This is a genomic window from Priestia abyssalis (genome assembly GCF_002019595.1).
In the GTDB taxonomy this organism is placed as follows: Bacteria; Bacillota; Bacilli; order Bacillales; family Bacillaceae_H; genus Bacillus_BA; species Bacillus_BA abyssalis.
Genome location: NZ_KV917369.1, coordinates 1,506,581 through 1,524,679 on the forward strand (window position 1 = coordinate 1,506,581; position 18,099 = coordinate 1,524,679).

The following is an 18,099-nucleotide window of genomic DNA, read 5'->3' on the forward strand; positions in this document are numbered from 1 at the left end:
TAGGAAGAAAAGGAGGCCGCATTTATGTCTAATCAAATCAAAACAGAGATTCTCCAAGGAGATCTTTATATAAATGGAAAATGGGTAAGCGATCCGGACCAGTCTTACTTTGAAAGTTTAAATCCGGCGACGGGGGAGCTGGTCGGCACATGTGCAGCTGCCACAGTGGAGCAAGTGAACGAAGCGGTAGCAAAAGCGAATGAGGCGTATGCACAATGGAAAAACACGCCGATTCCAGAGCGCGCAGCTTATTTAGCGAAAGCGGCCCAATTGTTTGAAAAACGTAAAGGAGAGCTGGCTCGTGTCATGACGATGGAAATGGGGAAAGTGCTGGCTGAGTCGCTGGGTGAGGTCGGAGTGGTCAGCGCCACTGCTCAATACATGGCAGGAGAGGGAAGACGCCTTTTCGGTGAAACCGTTCCTGCCGGTTTTCCGAATCGAAACGTCAGAATGGTGCGTGAGCCGCTCGGAGTCGTGGCGTGTATTACGCCTTGGAATTTCCCGGTGGCGCTTGCTTCTTATAAAATCTTTTCGGCACTCATTGCAGGAAACACTGTGGTATGGAAGCCGGCTTCGGAAGTCGCGTTATCAGCAAAAATTTTTATCGAAGTGCTCGATGAAGCAGGGTTACCGGCAGGGGTCGTGAACTTAATTACCGGTTCAGGGAGAACGGTGGGCCAAACACTTGCCGAGCATCCTGATGTAAAGGTTATTTCGTTTACCGGTTCAACGGAAGTCGGCCAAACACTGGCTGAAATGAGCAGCAAAACGCTAAAACGCATTTCGCTGGAATTAGGCGGAAAAAATGCAGTCATCGTGCTGAAAGATGCGGACTTAGATAAAGCGGCTGACGGAATTGTCAAATCTGCATTTACGACAACAGGACAGCGCTGTACAGCAGCAAGCCGGGTAATCGTCGAGCGTTCGGTCAAGGAGCCGCTTGTCCAAAAAATTGTACAGCTAACGAAAGCTATGAAAATAGGAAACGGCCTTGAAGAAGGGAACCAAGTTGGCCCTCTCGTGAATGAAGAACAGCTTCATACCGTAGAAAAGTACGTAGAAACCGCAATTGGAGAAGGCGGAAAAGTGGTATCAGGCGGTCAGCGTGTCAAAGAATTGGGCGGCTATTATTATGAGCCGACCATTATTGAAAATGTGAAACGTAACCATACAATTGCACAGGAAGAAATATTCGGTCCGGTTCTTGCAATTATTGAAGTAGATTCATATGAAGAAGCGATGGAAGTGAATAATGGTACGATTTACGGACTATCCACTTCTATTTATACAGAGAGCCTTCATTATGCCAACCGTGCTGCAGCAGAGGCTGTAAGTGGACTTGTCTATATCAATAACGGCACGTCCAATGCCGAAATGGGTGTCGCATTCGGCGGTATGAAAATGTCAGGAAACGGTCACCGAGAAGTGTCCCATCACGCATTTGATGTCATGACAGAGTGGAAGTCGATTTATACGAACTATTGATGATTGATGCAAAATGTGTGTTCAAAAAGGGCTGAATCAAGGAAGACGTCCTTTTTGAACAGCCACAAGGGGTGATCGCATGAAGAGTTATCGTATCGGTATAGCATTCTTTTACCATGAATCCCACAGTTTCAGTCCGATGAAAACGGAAATCGAACAGTTCCGAAATGAAGGCTATTTCATAGGCGATGAGATTTATGATGCCTATACAGGAACGAAAACGGAAGTGGGTGGGTTTTTGGATGTGCTGAGGCAAGAAGAGGATGTCGAAATCGTACCGCTTCTTTGTGCCGCTGCCATTCCATCGGGTGTCGTATCTACGGAGGCATATACCATCATAGAAGAACAAATGCTGCAATCCATTCGGGAGGCAGGAAGGCTGGATGGTTTATTGCTCGCCCTTCATGGAGCGATGGTCGTCGAGCACCTCTTTGATCCTGAAGAGCATTTGCTGGGAAAAATTCGCGGGCTCATCGGTCCAGATGTCCCGATTGCAACCACTCTAGATATGCACGCGAATTTAAGTGAAAAAATGATTGATTACACACCGCTTCATTTTGGATTTAAAACATATCCGCATGTTGATATGTATGAGCAAGGCGTTCACGCCGCGGCCGCTTTATTGAAGCAATTAAAAGAGGGGGTAAAGTATTACGCTTCTTTTGAAAAATTGCCGATGATGCCGCCTTCGATCAACATGAGAACGGCAGAAGGACCGATGCATAAAATGATAGAGTGGGCGAAACAAGCTGAACAAGAAGAGGGCATCTGTAATGTGTCCGTCTTCGGCGGGTTTCCATACTCGGATATTCCGATGGTTGGAGCGAGTGTACTTGTGATTGCGCTCGACTCGCAAAAAGGAGAAGAAACAGCCCGAAAGATGGCATCCTTGTTTTGGAATGTAAGAGAAGAATTTATCATGGATTTGCCGGATGTAAGAGAAGGCCTGAATTTGGCGATGTCGATTGCAGATGACAAGCCAGTCGTGCTTGCCGACATCTCGGATAATCCGTTAAGCTGCGGCAGCGGGGATACGACAGAACTGCTGCGGGAAATGGTGAGGATAAACATTCCGAACTCGCTGTTTGGGGGGCTTTACGATCCGGAATCGATTGAGGTTTGCCGCCAGGCGGGAGCCGGAAATAAGGTTTCACTGGCCCTTGGGGGAAAAATATCGCCTGAGTTTGGGGAGCCGGTTTGTGTCGAAGCGACGGTTGTGGCCCTGTCAGACGGTGTATTTCACAATTCAGGACCGTTCAATCAGCATTTGAGGGTTGATTTAAAAGGAGCGGCACATATTCGTGTCGGCGAAATGGATGTTTTGCTTATCGGGAGGCCGATGTCAGCTAATGATCCGGAAATGTTCCGTCACATCGGTCTTGAGCCGTCGACGAAAAGAATTCTTGGACTCAAGGCAAAAAACCATTTTCGGGCAGCCTTTGAACCGATTGTCGGACGCATCATTTATGTGGATGCGCCCGGTGTGGCGTCGAATCGTTTAACGACGTTTACATATCGTTACATTCCAACACCGATATGGCCGTTAGATGACATTGACTACAAGGTAAAACAGAGGAGGAAAGAAAAATGGAAACAGTGAACAAATCCTATTATGTCGAAGTGCCGACCTCATTGAGCCCAGAACAGCAAAAAATGATGATGGAACTTGAAAAAGACGCGTTTCCAGGGTTAGGAGCGATTGATGAGCAGACACTTGTTCCGTTGGTCCGGTATGGAAAAATCATTCAATATCGGCAGCAAAATGATCCAAGGCCAATCGCTATTTGTGAATTAATGAGAGATTACCATGATATTCACAAAGCCTATATTTTCGGCTATTATGTCCGCTCAGACCAGCAAGGAAAGGGAATTGGAAAATTATTTCTCGATGAAATCTTTCCCATTTTAAAGAAAGACGGATTTAAGAAAGTTTGTTTGACAGTCAGCACAAAAAATACTGCCGCAGTCAAGTTATATGAAAAAGCTGGATTTGCAGTGAAAGAGACAAGAGTCAATGAGTTTGGCCAGGGAGAAGATCGCTATTATATGGAGTACTCTATTTCATAATGAGTTGTTTTATAGAGGATATTCAATAAGGGGAGAAAAGATTTAAAACGGTCAATCAAAAAATAAAAACATTTTGGAGGGGTATGTAATGAGAAACAATTTATACAAACCAAAAAGACATTGGAAAGAGTTCGAGCTTTGGAAGGACGTAACGGAAGAGCAGTGGAATGACTGGGTTTGGCAATTGACGAATACCATCAAAAGCTTGGAAGAGTTAAAGCAAGTCGTCAATTTAACACCGGAGGAAGAAGAAGGCGTTAAAATTTCCACAAAAACAATCCCATTAAACATCACGCCGTATTATGCATGGCTAATGGATGCGGACGATCCAAGATGTCCGGTTCGCATGCAGTCCGTACCGATTTCACAAGAACTGCACAAAACGCGATACGATTTAGAGGATCCGCTTCATGAAGATGAAGATTCTCCGGTACCTGGCTTAACACATCGTTATCCAGACCGCGTGTTGTTCCTGGTGACAAACCAATGTTCAATGTATTGCCGTTACTGTACAAGAAGACGATTCTCCGGTCAAATCGGAATGGGTGTACCGAAAAAACAACTGGACACGGCGATCAACTACATCGCTTCTAACCCGCAAATTCGCGACGTCTTAATTTCTGGAGGAGACGGTCTCCTTATTAATGACAATATTTTAGAATATATCTTAAAGAACTTGCGTGAAATTCCGCATGTGGAAATTATCCGCATCGGTACGAGAGCACCTGTCGTGTTCCCGCAGCGTATTACCGAAAACCTTTGTAACATCTTGAAAAAGTACCATCCAGTTTGGTTGAATACGCATTTCAATACATCCATCGAAATTACCGAAGAATCAAAACGCGCATGTGAAATGCTGGCAAATGCGGGTGTACCGGTCGGTAACCAGGCGGTTATTTTAGCGGGTATCAATGACAGTGTACCAATCATGAAACAGCTTATGCATGATCTTGTCAAAATTCGCGTTCGTCCATATTACATTTACCAATGTGATTTATCGGAAGGAATTGGCCATTTCCGCGCACCAATCAGCAAAGGATTGGAAATCATGGAAGGACTTCGCGGTCACACATCCGGCTACGCTGTGCCGACGTTCATTGTCGATGCGCCTGGAGGGGGCGGTAAAATTCCGTTACAACCTAACTACATCATTTCTCAAAGTGCAAATAAGGTTGTACTGCGTAACTTTGAAGGTGTGATTACCTCTTATCCGGAGCCGCAAAATTATCAGCCGGGCAGCGCGGAAGACTACTACAAAAAGGTGTATCCAGAAGTATTTGAAAAATTTGAAAGCAATGGTGTCCTTTCTATTATCGACGATACGAAATTCAATCTTACTCCGGAAGGCTTGAAGCGTTTAGATCGCCGTAAAACATATACTCAAAATCCGGAGCACAGCTCTTTAAAGGATAAGCGCGACAAACGCGATGAATTAAAAGAGAAAAAATTCCAGGCGCAAATGAGTAAGTACGAAACAGCAGGAGCGAAGGAGGAATAATGGTGACTTGTCAATGGTGCGAATCTGATACGGCGCGTGAAACGAGCAGCACGGTTTATTGGGAGCTTCCGGACGGAACGAAAGCGATTGAAATTCAGGACACACCATCCATTCATTGTTTGGAATGCGGAATGACGTATCAAACGGATGAAACGGTCAAAGAAATTGAGGACCAGCTGTTTTTAATCGATACAACAAAGCTCGGAAAAAGTGTGACGCATGAAGCCCTTATGGCTGCGCCGCGTTTATTGAAGCGTAACTATTTTGATTTTTCAACGTAAGCGAAAATGAAGGAAGCTGGGATTGAAGAGTGTATGGTGCACCTTCAATCCCAGCTTTTTTTATGAAACTTTCCAGCCCGTTCGTTCGTAAAGTAATCAAGAAATACATAGAAAGGAAGCATAGAATATGACTGTGTTAAAAAAGAATACTGCGGGAATTATCGCGCTTTTGCTATTATTGGCGAGCAAGCTGAAGTGGGTTCTTGCACTCTTTAAGTTTGCGAAGCTATCAACTTTAGTTTCGATGCTCATATCTTTTGGTGCATATGCCATGCTTTACGGTTGGAAATTCGGGATAGCCCTCATTTATCTTTTATTCGTTCATGAGATGGGTCACTTGGTTGCGGCGAAGAGAAAAGGCATCGCAACTTCTCCAGCTGTATTTATTCCGTTCATGGGAGCGGTAATTGGCATGAAGGAATTGCCGAAAAATGCAAAAGATGAAGCGTACATTGCGTATGGAGGGCCGCTGTTTGGTTTATTGTCCTTTTTGCCTGCGGTCCCCCTGTATTTATGGACACACGATCCTTTTTGGGGAATGGTCGTCGGATTGGGGGCATTGTTGAACTTGTTTAACCTTCTCCCTGTTTCTCCGCTTGATGGAGGCCGGATTGTCACCGTGTTGTCTACGAAAATATGGTTTGTTGGACTTCTTGCTTTGATTCCGCTCATGATTATCGATCCGAGCGCGATTTTGGTATTGATTTTTATCATCGGGCTTATTACATGGTGGCAGCGCGTACGGGAAAACTATGAACTTTCCGTCACAAAAGGAGAGCTGTCCATTTTGGAAGAGGCGCAATCGGTTTATGGATCGATGGAAGAGAATAAAAGTGTATATGAACCGATTCGTTCTGCCGAGTGGAGCGAATACAAAGAACGAATGGCAACTGCTTATCGATTAAAAGGAAAGCAGGTTCTACTCAAATCTGAAGAGACGAAATCCTTTTATTTTCCTTTCCTCCAGGATGACAAGAAAAAAGAAAAAGCGCTTTTGCAGTTCCAGAAAGAACAGTATCAGCGATTGGTCCGTGTATTGGAGAACGAGGACGAATGGGATAAAGATTATGAAGAGCTAAGCCATATCCAAAAAGAGATTGAAGAGAGAGAGAAAAAAGTTGAAAAGCTAAAAACATATTATTTAACAACGACAAAAGAAAAATGGCTCGGTTTGGCTGCCTACTTATTACTGCTCGTTGTATTGGGAGGATTTTATCTGTTCGGTACCAATATTATGAGTGAAATAGGCCCATTCATCAGTTGACGGTCCATATTTTTTCTTCTTTACAATGGAAATGAATCATAAAGATACTTTGCCGCTTTCTTACATCTTAGTGGCAATCTTTTCAAATGGCTGTTCCCTATGCCTTGAATATGCAACAACATTTTTTTCTGAAAGGACCCGTCACTGAAAATCCTTCATTTTATTGGATCGTGATGACGGGTCCTTCAGGAGGGTGACGAAAAGGTTTTTTAAACCTTTTCGTCACCCTCTTAGTTCAGTTTTATCGTTTTGATCTTTGTTGTGCTTGTTGCCCTTGCTGTTGTCCCCGCTTGTGATTTCCGCACCCATCTCTACTAGTTGATGCTGTAATTTCGGGTTGCTTTGATTCTGGCTTCCGCGGTTATATTTTTTCGTCATGATGAACTCACTCCTCTTCGAAGGTTGGCAAAGAATCTAAATTGTTTGAGCGATCACTGTCAGGATTGCTGCGAATATACGTTTCACCGTCTTTGCCGGTAAACGTATTGACACCTTCAATCATTCCCGACTGTACTTGCTGGAGAGCTTCTTCGTACGTTAAAATGCGTCCTGATGATGTTTTAAATTCCTTCAAATCACCGTCAGCATTTTTTCGAACGGCAATAAATGTTTCTTTTGTATCCATAAAGAGTGATCCCTCCTTTTCAACGTTAGGTTGAGATTCTCCGCCTTAAATTATGCATGAAAAGGATTTAGAGGGACTGAGGCGAATACACTACATGGAAAGGAGAGATAGACAATGAGCAATTTCGAGTGGCATGAAGAAGCAAGGAAACAATGGGATGACCGAGCGGGCTTTTGGAATAAAAACAGCGAGGAAATGTGGATAGAAGGAAGCAGAAAAACAATTATTCCGTTTTTGGAACCATACATAGAAAAAGGAAGTTTTATTGTGGATGCAGGATGCGGCGACGGCCTCGGGTCTTATTTATTGGCAAAGAAAGGTTATCGTGTCACAGGCGTCGATTTATCGAATGAGATGATTGAAAAGGCGAAGGCAAGAACTGATCTAGATTCCTTAACGTTTGTACAAGGAGATTTGACGAACCTTCCGTTAGAAGAAAAGTCCGCAGATGCGGTCATGGCCATCAACTCATTGGAATGGACGGAAAAACCGATTGATGCTTTGAATGAATTAAAGCGAATCGTAAAAGATAAAGGACATGCCTGTGTGGGCATATTAGGTCCCACTGCACATCCTCGTGTGAACAGCTACCGCCGTCTTTATGCAGAAAAGGTCATCATGAACACGATGATGCCGTGGGAGTTTGAGCAGCTGGCAATGGAAAACGGATGGACAGTTAGGGATGGCCACGGCGTTTATAAACGTGGAGTCAATGAGAAGCTGCTGGGGAGTTTGCCAAAAGAACTGCAGCAATCATTGACGTTCATGTGGGTGTTTATGCTGCAAAAGAAATAAGTTTCATTTAATGGTTTTTATTCTTTGAATTACATGGACAAACTATATAAACAAAAAAGACCACACCTTGATAGATGAGGTGTGGTCGCATTTTTATCTCGTTCTATCGGGCAGTAAGGCTTCGGTGTTTAAAGGTTTTTTAGGGTGAAGAATTTGTTGCGGGATTGCAGCGGTCCTCTCACTCCCAAACGTAAGGAGTTTCTTGATAAACGTAATAGTTCAACCAGTTCATAAACAATAAGTACGCATGGGAGCGCCATGTTTTGATTGGCTTATTGTTGGGGTCATTTTCAGGAAAATAATGTACAGGTGCCTGCGCATCCATGCCTCTTTGGATATCGCGGATATACTCTTGCTGCAATGTTTCAGCATCATACTCCGGATGTCCTGTAATGAAGATGAACCTCTCATCTTTTGACATGACAAGGTATACACCCGCTTCATCGGAATGTGACAGCAGCATCAAGTCAGGATGCTGTTCGATTGCTTCCTTATGGATATCCGTATGACGTGAATGAGGAGAGCAAAACTGATCATCCAATCCGCGCAACAGTTTAATCGGTTCATCAAGCAAGTGATGGCGAAAAACTCCGGAACATTTTTCGGGTAAATCATATTTTTCAATTCCGAAATGATGGTACAGGCCGGCCTGTGCTCCCCAGCAAATATGTAAAGTAGAGGTCACATTCGTTTTTGACCAATCCATGATTTCGGATAGCTCGGGCCAATAGTCGACATGTTCAAAAGGCAGCTGTTCGACAGGTGCGCCTGTAATGATCATGCCGTCATACTTGCGATGTCTAATCTCATTGAAGGTTTTGTAAAACTGATCAAGATGGATTTGACTTGTCGTTTTTGTTTCATGTGTTGCTGGATATAACAATGTAATATTCACCTGAAGAGGCGAGTTTCCTAGTAATCTCAGCAATTGTGTTTCCGTTTTTTCTTTTTCAGGCATTAAGTTAAGAATCACAATATTCAATGGACGGATATCTTGAGAAACGGCTCGAAGATCATCCATGACGAAAATCCGCTCATTTTCTAAAATGGTTTTGGCAGGCAGTTCGCGCGGGATATTAATGGGCACTAGAAAAACCTCCTTCTATACGTAGCGTGTAAAATAATATATCCATTATAAAAATATACAGAAAATTAAGCAATCATGTTTATTTGGAAAATTGATTCTTTTTTGATGTGCCGATTGAAGAATTTGCAAATGATTAGCTGTTTGATTATGCTTCATACATAGAAGAAAAGGAAAAGGAACGATAAAAATGTTTGATCCCATTGTGTTTGATAATTTAAAAGTAGTGATTGAAGGGGAAGTGTATGACCTTGATTTAGAGGGGCATGTGTCGGTCGTAAATCGTGAAGATTACGTCGATCTTGCGCGCTTTTCTCGTGTATACCGCATTTCTTTTCAACAAACGAGTGCGATAGTGGCTTCCTTACTATTAACAACCCATATCGATCATATCCATGCTGAATTATCCGGAAACAAACAAGTAAAACCGGGGTGTTTAATTGAAATTGATTTTGTTTTATCGCAAATGAGTAAGTTTACCGACATACAATATGCGAATTATGAGAAACAACTGAGGGCCATTTGGGGAGCAGATAGAATGATTGAACAGCGAGTCAGTCATCTTATCGGAACAAATGAGTATAAAAATGAAATGAAGATTAAGTTTAACCGCTATATTTATGAAGACCAAGTAGATGACATCATTGAAATGGTTGATTATATGTTGGAGACGATTCAGAAATTTAATCATGGACATGGATAAAGGAAACTTCTATCTGTGTGGATCTTAATGTCTGTTAATATGGAATAAAAGAATGAATACAGATAAGTGACGCCTAAGAGCGTTCTTTTTTGCTTTTTCGTCAAAGCCATTTACAATAGAGGAAAAGGAGCAAGTATGCAGCCGGGCGGATGTTTTTCGGTATGTTTGCTCATGGAAGGAGCAAGAAAAGATGAGCGTCTATTCATATTCTGTTAAGACGATTAAAGGAGAAGAAGTGTCTCTGGAGCAATATAGAGGAAAAGTACTCGTCATGGTCAATACGGCAAGCAAGTGCGGATTCACGCCGCAATATAAAGGTCTTCAAGAATTGTATGAAAAGTATAAAGACCGGGGCGTGGAAATATTGGGCTTTCCTTGCAATCAATTTGGAGGGCAAGAGCCGGGTTCCGAGCAAGAAATTGAATCTTTTTGTGAGCTGAACTATGGGGTGACCTTCCCGATGTTTGCCAAAGTAGATGTCAAGGGCGACCATGCGGATCCGTTATTTACACATTTAGCAAGCGAAGCTCCGGGTCTCCTTGGGTCAAAAGGAATCAAATGGAATTTCACGAAGTTTTTAGTGGATAAAGAGGGAGAAGTCGTAAAACGTTTTGCTCCCCAGACTTCACCGGCTGACCTGGAAAAGGAAATTGAAGCATTGATTTAAAAGAGACAGAGTCCTGTCTCTTTTTAAATTGCTGGCTGCCAGCGGCCAAACCATTATCCGCTATGTCTCCAATAAATGATTCTTTCATGATACAATAACGTTGAACTTTAAAAAGAGAATGAGGTTTGAGCATGAATCATGAAATCATATGGCAAACGGAAAAATGGGTAAAAGAGAAACTTGCTCATGATCATAGCGGCCATGACTGGGAACATATACGAAGAGTGCGGGATAATGCCCTTTATATAGCGAGGCAAGAAGGCGGAGATTCCCTTATCATTGAACTCGCAGCTTTGCTTCATGATGTAGTAGACGATAAAGTGGTCGAGGACGTGGAAGCCGCCTATCAGGAGCTGGAGGAATGGCTGAACGCACAAGGAATCGCTTTTAGAGTGACAGAACAAGTCATACATATTATTTCGACAATGTCTTTTAAAGGAGGAAACCGCCTTCCAATGAGTACACTCGAAGGGAAAATCGTTCAAGATGCGGATCGTCTCGATGCAATTGGGGCAATTGGAATTGCTCGCACATTCATGTATGCCGGTGCAAAAGGGCATTTAATGTATGACAAAGATGTATCAGTACGGGAAACGATGACCGAACAAGAATACCGACAGGGGAAAAGTACGGCGGTTCATCATTTTTATGAAAAGCTATTGAAGCTTAAGGACTTGATGAATACGAATACAGCTAAGCGACTGGCGGGAGAACGCCATGAATACATGGAGCATTTTTTACAACAATTTATGAAAGAATGGAATGGTTGGCAATGAAGATGTTAACGGTAGAAAACGTGACGAAAACATACGGTGAAAAAGAGCTTTTTCAAAATATTACGTTTACGATTTCGGACCAGGAACGCGCCGGTTTAATCGGGGTGAACGGAACCGGTAAAACTACTCTCTTAAAAATCATCGCGGGATTGGAATTTGCCGATTCGGGTGACATAACTCATTCAAAAGATTATCACGTCAGCTACTTGTCACAACAGCCGGAATTCGATGAAAATCTTGCGGTGATCGAGCAAGTATTCAGCGGGGACACCCCTCTGCTCAGGTTATTAAAAGATTATGAGTTTGCTTTATATGATCTGGAACAAGATTCTGTAAATGAAGAATATCAAGAGAGATTATATAAACTCCAGCAAAAAATGGATGTTATGAATGCATGGGAAACCAATTCAAGTGCCCAGGCGGTTTTAACAAAGCTTGGCATTACGAACATGCGCCAAAAGATGGGGGAGCTATCCGGCGGTCAGAAAAAGAGGGTAGCACTTGCCCAAGTATTAATTGAAACACCGGATTTGCTCATTTTGGATGAACCGACGAACCACCTTGATTATGAAACGGTCAAATGGCTGGAGGAATATCTGGCACGCTATCAAGGAGCGCTTCTTCTTGTGACGCATGACCGTTATTTCTTGGACGCGGTGACCAATCGCATTTTCGAGCTGGATAAAGGAACATTGTACAGTTATACAGGGAATTATGGTGCTTTTTTGGAAGCGAAAGCAATCCGGGAGGAGCAAGAGCAAGCGACCCAATCGAAGCTGCACAACTTATACCGAAATGAACTCGCATGGATCCGCCGCGGAGCCAAGGCGCGAACCACAAAGCAAAAAGCGAGAATTCAGCGCTTTGAACAATTAGAAACGAAGCTTGATAAATCCCAATCTGAAAAGTTAGATATGAGTCTGGCAGGAAGCCGATTAGGAAAGCAAGTGTTCGAGTTTAAAGAAGTATATAAATCTTATGATGAGAAGGTCATTTTAAGAGACTTTACCCATATCGTGAAAAAAAGTGACCGTATTGGGATTGTCGGCTCCAATGGCAGCGGAAAATCAACCCTGTTGAACATGATTGCAGGCCGCATCCATCCGGACAGCGGGGAGGTCGAGACAGGGCAGACGGTTAAAATCGCGTACTACACACAAGAAAATGATGACATGAATTTGAACCAGCGCATGATTGACTACATTAAAGAATCGGCGGAAGTCATTCATACAACAGATGGGAAAACGTTGTCGGCCTCACAAATGCTTGAACGTTTTCTGTTTCCGTCTCATACACATGGGACACCGCTTCGTAAACTGTCAGGGGGAGAAAAACGACGTCTCTATCTATTGAAATTGTTGATGACGGCGCCGAACGTTCTTTTACTGGATGAGCCGACGAATGATCTGGATACGCAGACGTTAACGGTATTGGAAGATTATTTGGAGGAATTTCCGGGTGTTGTATTGACGGTTTCACATGATCGGTACTTTTTGGATAAAGTAGCGGATTATTTGTTGGTGTTTGAGGGGAATGGCGCGGTCTCGACGTATTTTGGCGCCTATACCGATTATTTGGAAGATAGGCTTCAAAAGCAGGCAAAAACCGAAGCGATGCCAAAAGTGAAGGAAGAGAAACCACAGCAGGCAGACAAGCCGAAAAAACGAAAATTGTCTTATAATGAGCAGCGTGAGTGGGATGAAATCGAAGACAAAATCGCGGCGCTGGAGGAAAAGCTCGAACAAATTGCTGCCGATATCGAAGCATCGGGAAGCAACTATGAAAAAGCGCATAACTTAACGCTTGAACAAGAACAAACGAATGAAGAATTGAACAAAATGATGGATCGCTGGGCAGAATTGTCTGAAATTGTGGAAGAAATGCAGAGCTGATCCATAAGTTAACATCCCTATCTTTCGTGTTTTACGGATGTCCGAAATCAACATGCTTTTGTTGTGAGCGGACATCCTTTTTTAATAGGCAAGGTTTTAAATGCAGAGATGTTCAGTTCCAGCTTGTAGCGTATGAAGGGGCTGGACAGGGTGTTTGCGCTTTTCTTTAATCACCGTGTTAGACTTGAAATTTTGATATATGCTACAATTTATTAATCATAAGAGAAAAGGAGACGTCAGCATGAAAATTAAATCCATTGAGCCGACTCCGAGTCCAAATACAATGAAAATTAATTTAGACGAAGAATTATCCGGCGGTAAAAGCAACAATTATAATGAAAAAAACGCCGAGGGAGCTCCTCCCGTCATTCAAGATATTTTAAAGATTGAAGGCGTAAAAGGCGTTTACCACGTCGCTGATTTTTTAGCGGTAGAGCGCAATGCCAAATATGACTGGAAACAAATTTTACCGCAAGTACGCTCCACATTCGGAGAAGAACTTTCTGAAACGAACGGCGAGCCAAACACAGTGAACGATCATTTTGGTGAAGTGAAGGTGTTTGTGCAAATGTTCAAAAACATTCCGATGCAGGTAAAATTGACCGATGATTTAACGGAGGAGCGGTTCGGACTGCCAGAGCGTTTTAAAAAAGCGATCGTCGAGATGCAAGCCTTGTCCGATAATGTAGTATTAGAGCGTAAGTGGAAAGAGCAAGGCGTGCGTTACGGCGACTTAAAAGATATTGGCCAGGAAGTAGTCGATGAACTTGCTGCTGCGTATCCGCAAGATCGTTTGGATCGGCTTGTGAACGCAGCGAAACAGGAAAAAGAAGGCGAAAAAAACATTCAGCCCCGTCAATCATATGATGTAACGCCGGAGATGTTAGACGAAGAGGATTGGTCAAAGCGATATGCCCATTTAGAACAAATGAATCCGGCGGTTAACGACTTACCGGTATTGGAAAAAGCCCTTCATGACGAAAAAGCTTCAATCAGACGATTAGCTACCGTTTATTTAGGGATGCTGGAAACGAAAGAGGTCCTTCCTTATTTATATAAAGCCCTAAAAGACAAATCGGTAACGGTTCGCCGTACCGCTGGTGATTGCCTGTCGGATTTGGGGTATGAGGAAGCAATTCCAGAGATGTGTGAAGCGTTGAAGGATAAAAACAAACTAGTCAGATGGCGAGCAGCAATGTATTTATATGAAGTCGGAGATAAGACCGCTTTACCTGCTTTAAAAGAAGCAGAACATGATTCTGAGTTTGAAGTGAGCCTGCAAGTTAAAATGGCAATTGCGAGAATTGAAGGCGGAGAAGAAGCGAAAGGTTCCGTGTGGAAACAGATGACGGAGTCAAGAAAGTAAAAGAAGAAGCTGATCCATAAGGCTATAATAGATTAACACAACTAATTTTTAGTGGAAGGCCCCGTAACAAAATCTTTGATTTGCTGGATTTTCAAGGGGGCCTTCCATGAGGAAAACCCAAAAGGACTGATTTTCGCCTTTTGGGTTTTCCTCAACGGACACGAAATTCCATTGGCCGCATGGCTTCTGAGATGAGAATAGGCTGGTAGCCGGATTGTTGAGTGAACGTCAGAATCTCGTTTAACGAGTGAACTGTGACTTCTTTATCATGAAATAGGATAATGGGTGTTCTTCCTTCGCGTTCTAAACGATTCAACGCAGGCAAGACATTATGAATGACTTGAGCGGGGGTTTTTGAGTTCCAATCTTCACTGTCCACGTTCCAGTCCCATAGTTGAAAGCGAGCCTGTTTCAATTGAGATCGATGCGGTTCTTTTAAATAAGGTACACTCCCGAAAGGAACACGGATAAGCGAGCTGTCTACATTTGTAAAGGCCTTTAATGTTTCGCTGCACTGCTGCATTTCCTGTAAAGCGGATCTATCATGGGCATATATTTTACGAATATCATGTGAAACACCGTGACAGCCGACGGCATGTCCTTCTTCTACGACACGTTTCGTGATGTCAGGAAACCGTTTCATCTGACCGTCCAGCATAAAGAAAGTTGCTTTTACATTGAATTGTTTTAAGATATCTAAAATATAAGGTGTATCCTTTGTGGGACCGTCATCGAATGTAAGATAAACGGGTTTTTGAATATAGTGTTCATGAGCATCTAAAGTAATAGACAAAAACGTCTGTTGCCGCATACTATTAATCTCTTTTTTTAGTTGTTCGACTTCAGACATCTGTTTCAGCGGCAAAGAAGAAGCGTGGATAAACAATTGTTCTTTTGAGTTTCCGTTTCTGCTATTGGGAGACAAAATAAAAAATGTCACTAAAATCATAGTTCCTAAGACTGCATAAAAAGGCTTTTTTGGTCTAATGACCCGTTTCATTGGAAAAAATCCTCTCTAATGTTAAATATCTTATAATATGTGTTCAAAAAGGAGGACAAAAAGGACCGAGAAGTTCAAGGAAGCGCCGTCTGGAGCAACGGAGCGTATGCTGTTAATACGTGAGTAGCGGAGAGACAAGCTGACGCCGAAATTCGACGGTCATTTTTCCCGGACTTTTTGAACAACCTTTTATACTCAAATCATAGTATATTTTCTACTATAATCCTAGTGAGATTTGACAAAATATGTTTGTTTCTGTTGATTTGAGTCGAATGGACTATATATAGATCGATTTAGAAAAGGGTTCGAAAACAGTAGTAGATCGTTGCATTATTTTATGGATTTGTAGTATGCTTTTACCGTCAAAGGAAATAGGAGGAATGCAGATTATGTCAATGGCATATGAAGAATACATGCGTCAATTAGTTAAGCCGATGCGTGAGGAATTAACACGCGGTGGATTTAAAGAGTTAACAACGGCTGAAGAAGTGGAAGAATTCATGGAAAGTGTAGAAGGTACTACATTTGTCGTTGTGAACTCCGTATGCGGCTGTGCGGCTGGGTTAGCTCGTCCATCAGCGACACATGCTGTTTTGCATACAGAAAAAAAGCCGGATCATATCGTGACAGTTTTCGCTGGTCAAGATAAAGAGGCAACAGCTAAAATGCGTGAGTATTTCACAGGAATAGAGCCATCTTCACCATCAATGGCTTTATTGAAAGGGAAAGAAGTTGTTCATTTCATTCCTCGACACGATATCGAAGGACAGCCGATTGAAACCATTTTTGAAAACATTATGACGGCATTCGATCAACATTGCTAATATATGAATCCACATAAAGACGTTGGCAGGGGCAAAGAACGCCCCTGCCAACGTCTTTACCTTTGCGGGTCTATTCAAGATGGAAGAACAGAAAGGTAAAGAGAAAAAATAGTTACATAAAAGAACGTCACATACTGTTCATGGACTTTTTACAAGGAAAACAGTATACTTTAGTACTGGAAATTGAACTACCTCTCACTTAGCTAACGCTTGAAGTGGGGGATTCCTGCGAACACAAGTGTATCTACCAGTTATGGAGCAGGCTCTGCCCGTAGTCCCTACGGTGAAAGCTTTTCATATCTTGTACGTTGACTCACCACTTTAGCTTGGTTTTCGCCATTTGGGCGCATGTGGAGGCGATTAGAACGTTGAAGATTTTACCTGGAAGACGTTTCCTGCCAGAACCTCATATCTTCAGTTTTCAAAGAACAACCTACAGAAATAAGATGGCACGTTTGTTCGATTCATTCAAAGATTTAAGCTATCGCTTACCGACATTCATCTTCCACCTACTCATGGGGCTGCGCCCTGCACACTTCTTGAGGTGGGATTTTTCTGTCGGGAAATGATAAAACCATGTCAAAAAAACTCAGCACCGTGCTGGTTTTTTCTATGCGACGGAAAGTCTGACCATAACGTTGTGTAACTTCCTCTACATCGCATACACCTGTGAGGGTCGGACATTAAGGAGGGAAAATATGATTGTCACAACAGCGGGACGAACGAACAAAGAAATGATGGAAAAGGCACGGAATGTTGCTCAAGAATTGCATATACCTTATATAGAGCGAAATAAAGAGGCTATTAAAGATATTCAGGAGCGTGTAGAAGCAGACGTTCTTGTAGTGGGGAAAAATCGATTGGAAATTCATGCAAAGGGCGGCACGGAGCCTGTGTTCTTTCACCCGAACTCTGCGATGTTCCGTGCAAAACGCATCGTAAGTGGAGAAGGAGACCCCTTTTTAGAAGCAACTGAATTAACAAGCGGTATGAGCATGCTCGATTGTACGTTAGGTTTGGCGTCTGACAGTATTATTGCCAGTCTTGTAACGGGAAAAGAGGGGAGAGTCATCGGGCTTGAGGGAAACCGTTTTCTAGCGTATCTTGTAAAACAAGGACTGCTGGAATGGGAAACGGCTTTACCGGAAATGAATGAAGCGATGAAGCGCATTCAAATTGTCAATCAGAATTATGAGACGTATTTATACTGCTGTCCGGATAAAAGTTTTGACGTCGTTTATTTTGACCCGATGTTCCCTGAAAAAATTGAAGAGTCAAATGGAATTAAAGGATTAAGACAAGTGGCTCTTTATTCTACGTTAACGGAGACTGTTTTAAAAGAAGCAAAGCGAGTGGCCAAAAAACGAATTGTTTTAAAGGATCATTGGCAAAGTCCGCGCTTTGAGCAATTCGGATTTAATGTATATCGGCGTAAAACGGCTAAATTTCATTTTGGCGTCATGGAACTTGATTAATATGGCCATTGCTATCCTTCATAGTTTTCCTAAGAGAAGGGAATGCTAACAGCGGAGGTGACAACATGGCTGGACAGAAAAAAGATCATTCTAAATCAAAGTTAAATGCACCGAATGTACAGGGACAAGGAACAACGACTACAGAAACAGGTGCTGTCATGAAAGATTCTTCACGTATGAAAAAACCTCAAACAGATCAAGCATAACGAGCGCACAAGAACACTGCCAAACCGGCAGTGTTTTTTGTATAGAAATGATGTATCCCGCTTTTCTAGTCCGTAACGGTTAAAAAAATGA

19 protein-coding genes are annotated in these 18,099 nt (G+C 42.7%); 15 read left to right on the forward strand and 4 right to left on the reverse strand.

The genetic code is table 11. The features are described 5' to 3' along the window. Window positions 1-24: 24 nt before the first annotated feature. The 6 genes from BK575_RS06975 (at window position 25) to BK575_RS07000 (ending at window position 6,595) form a co-directional block, all read left to right on the forward strand. Window positions 25-1,485, forward strand: a complete 1,461-nt coding sequence (locus tag BK575_RS06975; protein ID WP_078409635.1) for an aldehyde dehydrogenase family protein — start codon at window positions 25-27, stop codon at window positions 1,483-1,485. A gap of 79 nt (window positions 1,486-1,564) precedes the next feature. Continuing rightward, a complete protein-coding gene (locus tag BK575_RS06980; RefSeq protein WP_078409637.1) occupies window positions 1,565-3,085 on the forward strand; it encodes a M81 family metallopeptidase in 1,521 nt (506 codons plus the stop codon). Continuing rightward, window positions 3,073-3,552, forward strand: a complete 480-nt coding sequence (locus BK575_RS06985; RefSeq protein WP_078409650.1) for a GNAT family N-acetyltransferase — start codon at window positions 3,073-3,075, stop codon at window positions 3,550-3,552. Before BK575_RS06980 ends, BK575_RS06985 begins: the two co-directional genes overlap by 13 nt. Window positions 3,553-3,640: 88 nt before the next feature. After that, window positions 3,641-5,050, forward strand: coding sequence for a lysine 2,3-aminomutase (kamA, locus tag BK575_RS06990; protein ID WP_078409652.1), 1,410 nt, complete (start codon window positions 3,641-3,643; stop codon window positions 5,048-5,050). A 2-nt stretch (window positions 5,051-5,052) separates the two neighbouring features. Next, window positions 5,053-5,331, forward strand: a complete 279-nt coding sequence (locus BK575_RS06995; RefSeq protein WP_078414680.1) for a YokU family protein — start codon at window positions 5,053-5,055, stop codon at window positions 5,329-5,331. Between the two features lie 127 nt (window positions 5,332-5,458). Further along, window positions 5,459-6,595 carry a site-2 protease family protein gene (locus BK575_RS07000; RefSeq protein WP_078409654.1) on the forward strand — a complete coding sequence of 379 codons (1,137 nt, stop codon included), beginning with the start codon at window positions 5,459-5,461 and terminating at the stop codon, window positions 6,593-6,595. A 222-nt stretch (window positions 6,596-6,817) separates the two neighbouring features. Here BK575_RS07000 and BK575_RS28390 read toward each other — a convergent pair whose 3' ends face one another. Continuing rightward, window positions 6,818-6,973 carry a hypothetical protein gene (locus tag BK575_RS28390; protein WP_162831925.1) on the reverse strand — a complete coding sequence of 52 codons (156 nt, stop codon included), beginning with the start codon at window positions 6,971-6,973 and terminating at the stop codon, window positions 6,818-6,820. Window positions 6,974-6,980: 7 nt separating this feature from the next. Beyond that, complete coding sequence (locus BK575_RS07005; RefSeq protein WP_078409656.1) at window positions 6,981-7,220, reverse strand: DUF3892 domain-containing protein; 240 nt, start codon at window positions 7,218-7,220, stop codon at window positions 6,981-6,983. A gap of 114 nt (window positions 7,221-7,334) precedes the next feature. Between BK575_RS07005 and BK575_RS07010 the strand changes: the two genes are divergently transcribed. After that, the gene (locus tag BK575_RS07010) at window positions 7,335-8,015 is read left to right on the forward strand and encodes a class I SAM-dependent methyltransferase (protein ID WP_078409658.1); all 681 of its coding nucleotides are present in this window, start codon (window positions 7,335-7,337) and stop codon (window positions 8,013-8,015) included. Window positions 8,016-8,193: 178 nt separating this feature from the next. Here the strand turns inward: BK575_RS07010 and metA are convergent, their stop codons facing one another. Further along, window positions 8,194-9,102 (reverse strand): homoserine O-acetyltransferase MetA, encoded by a 909-nt coding sequence (metA, locus tag BK575_RS07015; protein WP_078409660.1) that lies wholly within the window; start codon window positions 9,100-9,102, stop codon window positions 8,194-8,196. A gap of 187 nt (window positions 9,103-9,289) precedes the next feature. Between metA and BK575_RS07020 the strand changes: the two genes are divergently transcribed. From BK575_RS07020 to BK575_RS07040, 5 genes are all read left to right on the forward strand, one after another. After that, window positions 9,290-9,802, forward strand: a complete 513-nt coding sequence (locus BK575_RS07020; protein ID WP_078409662.1) for a hypothetical protein — start codon at window positions 9,290-9,292, stop codon at window positions 9,800-9,802. A 190-nt stretch (window positions 9,803-9,992) separates the two neighbouring features. After that, the gene (locus BK575_RS07025) at window positions 9,993-10,469 is read left to right on the forward strand and encodes a glutathione peroxidase (protein ID WP_078409664.1); all 477 of its coding nucleotides are present in this window, start codon (window positions 9,993-9,995) and stop codon (window positions 10,467-10,469) included. 131 nt (window positions 10,470-10,600) lie between these two features. After that, window positions 10,601-11,245, forward strand: coding sequence for an HD domain-containing protein (locus BK575_RS07030; RefSeq protein WP_078409666.1), 645 nt, complete (start codon window positions 10,601-10,603; stop codon window positions 11,243-11,245). After that, window positions 11,242-13,137, forward strand: a complete 1,896-nt coding sequence (locus tag BK575_RS07035; protein WP_078409668.1) for an ABC-F family ATP-binding cassette domain-containing protein — start codon at window positions 11,242-11,244, stop codon at window positions 13,135-13,137. The genes BK575_RS07030 and BK575_RS07035 overlap by 4 nt, the downstream gene beginning before the upstream one ends. 241 nt (window positions 13,138-13,378) lie before the next feature. Then, complete coding sequence (locus BK575_RS07040; protein ID WP_078409670.1) at window positions 13,379-14,503, forward strand: conserved virulence factor C family protein; 1,125 nt, start codon at window positions 13,379-13,381, stop codon at window positions 14,501-14,503. Between the two features lie 151 nt (window positions 14,504-14,654). Here BK575_RS07040 and BK575_RS07045 read toward each other — a convergent pair whose 3' ends face one another. After that, entirely contained in the window at window positions 14,655-15,503 is an 849-nt protein-coding gene (locus BK575_RS07045) for a polysaccharide deacetylase family protein (protein ID WP_139367981.1), read from the reverse strand. A gap of 389 nt (window positions 15,504-15,892) precedes the next feature. Between BK575_RS07045 and BK575_RS07050 the strand changes: the two genes are divergently transcribed. From BK575_RS07050 to BK575_RS07060, 3 genes are all read left to right on the forward strand, one after another. After that, the gene (locus BK575_RS07050; protein WP_078409672.1) at window positions 15,893-16,327 is read left to right on the forward strand and encodes a BrxA/BrxB family bacilliredoxin; all 435 of its coding nucleotides are present in this window, start codon (window positions 15,893-15,895) and stop codon (window positions 16,325-16,327) included. Window positions 16,328-17,025: 698 nt separating this feature from the next. Beyond that, entirely contained in the window at window positions 17,026-17,802 is a 777-nt protein-coding gene (locus tag BK575_RS07055) for a class I SAM-dependent methyltransferase (RefSeq protein ID WP_078409674.1), read from the forward strand. 65 nt (window positions 17,803-17,867) lie between these two features. Then, a complete protein-coding gene (locus tag BK575_RS07060; RefSeq protein WP_078409676.1) occupies window positions 17,868-18,008 on the forward strand; it encodes a YuzL family protein in 141 nt (46 codons plus the stop codon). Window positions 18,009-18,099: the final 91 nt, after the last annotated feature.